Consider the following 3683-nt stretch of genomic DNA (forward strand, 5'->3'; position numbering starts at 1 on the left):
GGTGTATGGTGGATTTCAGTTTTTTATTGGTCAGCCTTTCCAACATATCCCCAACATTGACGACCAACTGATCGGGCAAAGCCGTGATGGGGATCCATTTTCCGTCATTTCTCAACACCTGCAGCCCATCTGCACTGGCACCCATCAATAATGTAATCAGATTGATGTCTCCATGTTCTGCTGCTCTAACGGCATCAGCGGGGACTTCATCAGGGTTTTGAATAGGGAAATAGTGAATCTGTCTGAGAATGGAATTACCATGTGCTACCTTGTCCTCAAAGTAATTTTCCTCCAACCCAAGGTAAAGCGCAATGGCCTTAAGCATATTTTTACCGGCCTGTTCCAAAGTTCTATATGTTTCCAAAGCAATTTCTCCAAATTCAGGAAGTTCTGTCGGCCATATATTCTCGGGATATTCAGACTTGATGGGATCACTGTCAGGGATGGCAGAAAGTTCCTGACCCACATGGTAAAACTCTTTTAAATCTCCTGTATTTCTTCCTTTTGCATGCTCTTTTCCTTTGCCCGTGTAGCCTCTTTGGTAACCAATCTCAGGCTTTTCATATTTGGACTTGATTTCATCAGGAAGGCTGAAAAAATTTTTGATACTTGAATATAAATCATCCTGCAGATTTTTACCCAATCCATGGCTTTTGATGGCCACAAAACCTATGTTATTATATGCCTGTCCCAGTTTATCCACAAAAGCCTGCTTTCTTTCCTGGCTACCTGAGGTAAAGTCAGCCAAATCCAAAGAAGGTATCTCATCATATAGTATCTCACTCATATCGGTAAATTTATTTTAATTTTAGGCCAATTTAAACCAAATTTAAATAAATTAGCCTTTGTACCTCCATCACTATGAAAAAAACCATCCAGTATTTTAGTCTTCTTGTTATCGTATTGTTTCATGCATGTTCGGGATCAAGGGAGAAAAAAGATGAATTGAAATACGAAAGCGATGTTATGGACTCTATAGCAAATGCCCGTAAGGAGATAAGTTTTTACTATTTTGACGAACAAAAGGATTTTCCGGATGCCATTATTGAAATGTATTCTCCATTGAATATGGAGAATTTCAAACCAGGCAAAGTCCCCTTTGAATTCAATATCAAAAATTATCCTTTTGGAGAAGGATTGAGTGGATTTCAACTGAATATCATTCTTAATTCCAGCGATCCTGTTGGATACAATTCACCCATTTTCCAGAGAGAACTCAATGAAGGGACATACAGGGTAGTGGCCTATCTTTTGGATAGTGAAGGATTGGCTCTCAAAGAATTCGGGAATTATGTTGACCGTGACTTTTTGGTCGGGAATTCCAGGCCATTTCCATACTCAGCAGAACCTTATCTGGCACTGAACCTACCTACCAATGGTCAGACCTACACCGAAGAGGAGGAAATTACCATAGATTTTTTGGTCATTGGCGGAGACATGCTTTTGGACAATCTCAAAGTACAGGTTAGGGTAGGTGAATATTCCTATGAAATCAATGAGGTATATCCTATCCGGATCTCAGATTTGCCAAAAGGGGAATATAATCTACAGCTTAGCCTCTTGAAGAAAGACGGAACTGAGCTGGATGGCCCTTTTTCAAGTATTCAAAAAGCTATCCTTGTAAAATAATCCAGGAGGGAGAACTTTGCTCTATGTGATATAATTGATGTTTCCACCTACTCAATTGGTGAACATCCTTATCTTTGCACCTTTCATTCAGACCTTACCAAACAAATTATGTTACTTGTCAATACCATCAGGGACAACTTTGAAACAGTATTGCAGGGATTGCAGAAACGCAATTTTGCAAATGCAGAAACCATCTTACTCCAAGTATTGGAGATCGATAAAAACAGGAAAGAGACCCAAGCCCAAAGGGACGGTCTTCAGGCTGAGTCCAACAGTATTTCCAAGGAAATAGGGCTGTTGATGCGGGAAGGGAAAAAGGAAGAGGCCGATAAAATCAAATCCCGCACTACCGAAATAAAAGAGCAGGTAAAATCTCTGGAAGATGCCTATAACAATTACGAAGAAGACCTCAAACAACTTCTTTATACCATCCCCAATGTGCCACACAGTTCTGTTCCCTTCGGTAAATCTGCGGAGGACAACGAAATCGTCCTGGAACATGGTGAGATCCCGGTACTACCCGAAGGAAATCAACCTCATTGGGATTTGATCAAAAAATATGGCATCATCGATTTTGATCTCGGAGTCAAAATTGCAGGAGCAGGATTCCCTGTGTACAAAGGAAAAGGCGCAAAACTGCAAAGGGCCTTGGTCAATTTCTTTTTGGATGAGGCTTTGAAGGCCGGATATGTGGAAGTTCAGCCACCGATTTTGGTCAATGAGGAATCAGGGTATGGTACCGGAAATTTGCCTGACAAAGAAGGACAGATGTATGAAGCTACTGAAGACAAGCTTTTTCTGATCCCAACGGCTGAAGTCCCCATTACAAACATGTACAGAGATGTTATTTTAGACGAAAAGGATCTCCCCATCAAAAATGCAGGATATACTCCCTGTTTTAGAAGAGAAGCAGGAAGTTGGGGTGCACATGTGAGGGGCCTGAACAGGTTACACCAATTTGATAAGGTAGAGATTGTACATATTTCACACCCGGACAGATCTTATGAGACCTTGGAAGAAATGAGCAGCTATGTACAGGGCCTTCTTAAGAAGCTTGAATTACCCTTTAGGGTGCTGAGGCTTTGTGGTGGGGATATGGGCTTCACTTCAGCACTCACTTATGATATGGAGGTATATTCTGCCGCGCAGGAAAGATGGCTGGAAGTCAGTTCGGTCAGTAATTTCGAAACTTTCCAGGCCAATCGGCTTAAGTTGCGGTTTAGAGGAGATGACAAAAAGACACAGTTCGCACATACCCTGAATGGTTCAGCATTGGCCTTACCAAGGATTGTTGCAGCCATTTTGGAAAACAACCAAACAGAAGAAGGCATCAGGATGCCGAAGGTTTTGGTGCCATATTTGGGCTTTGATAAAATCTAAAACATTGTAGTCTTTTCACTGGTTTCTTTATCCGTGAAAATCAGTAAAATCAGCGTTATCAGCGTTCCATCAGATAAGCCACGATATTAACATTTGATAAAAATTGGCCAAATGAAAAAACAGCTCACTTTCATTCTTTTTCTTTGCTATTTTGGAAAGGCATTTTCCCAATCCATACCGGAAGAAAAAACAGCAATCACGCATACCATACAACTATATTTTGATGGCATGATGGAAAGGGACCGCTCAAAACTTGATGCGGCATTTGATCCATCAGCAAGATTGATCGGTTATCGGGGAGAGAATTTCACAGTTACACCCTATGAGGAATGGGCATCCGGAACTGCAAAAGGTGTAAAAAGAGACCCCGGTCAATTCGATAACCGATTACTGGAAGTCGAAATCAAAGGCTATACAGCATTGGCAAAAATTGAGCTTTTCTGGCCGGGAGTTTACTATTATGATTACCTCACGCTTATCAAAAAAGAAGGTGTCTGGAAAATAGTCCATAAGACTTGGTATGAGGAAAAGAGGTGAAATAAGATATTTATCCATTTTCTTTTCAGTAAGGTTCAATCCTTGTTACAGTGAATTATGAACATTTAATCCTATCTTCGTGTATTACAAGTGAATTCAAATGATATTACAATGAATACAAAAAGCGAAAGAAAATC

Annotated in this window: 4 protein-coding genes; 3 read left to right on the forward strand and 1 reads right to left on the reverse strand. The window is 40.6% G+C overall.

The window, feature by feature from the left end:
* Positions 1–787: isopenicillin N synthase family dioxygenase (locus tag ACEW8O_RS18565; RefSeq protein ID WP_373496124.1), on the reverse strand; the 787-nt coding region annotated here is incomplete at its 3' end.
* A 74-nt stretch (positions 788–861) separates the two neighbouring features.
* Here ACEW8O_RS18565 and ACEW8O_RS18570 point away from each other — a divergent pair.
* From ACEW8O_RS18570 to ACEW8O_RS18580, 3 genes are all read left to right on the forward strand, one after another.
* Positions 862–1629: a hypothetical protein gene (locus tag ACEW8O_RS18570; protein ID WP_373496125.1), complete on the forward strand. Its 768-nt coding sequence runs from the start codon at positions 862–864 to the stop codon at positions 1627–1629.
* Positions 1630–1737: 108 nt separating this feature from the next.
* A complete protein-coding gene (serS, locus tag ACEW8O_RS18575; protein ID WP_373496126.1) occupies positions 1738–3009 on the forward strand; it encodes a serine--tRNA ligase in 1272 nt (423 codons plus the stop codon).
* Positions 3010–3120: 111 nt separating this feature from the next.
* A complete protein-coding gene (locus tag ACEW8O_RS18580) occupies positions 3121–3546 on the forward strand; it encodes a nuclear transport factor 2 family protein (protein ID WP_373496127.1) in 426 nt (141 codons plus the stop codon).
* The last annotated feature ends 137 nt before the right edge of the window (positions 3547–3683 follow it).

Source organism: Aquiflexum sp. (genome assembly GCF_041749095.1).
GTDB lineage: Bacteria > Bacteroidota > Bacteroidia > Cytophagales > Cyclobacteriaceae > Aquiflexum.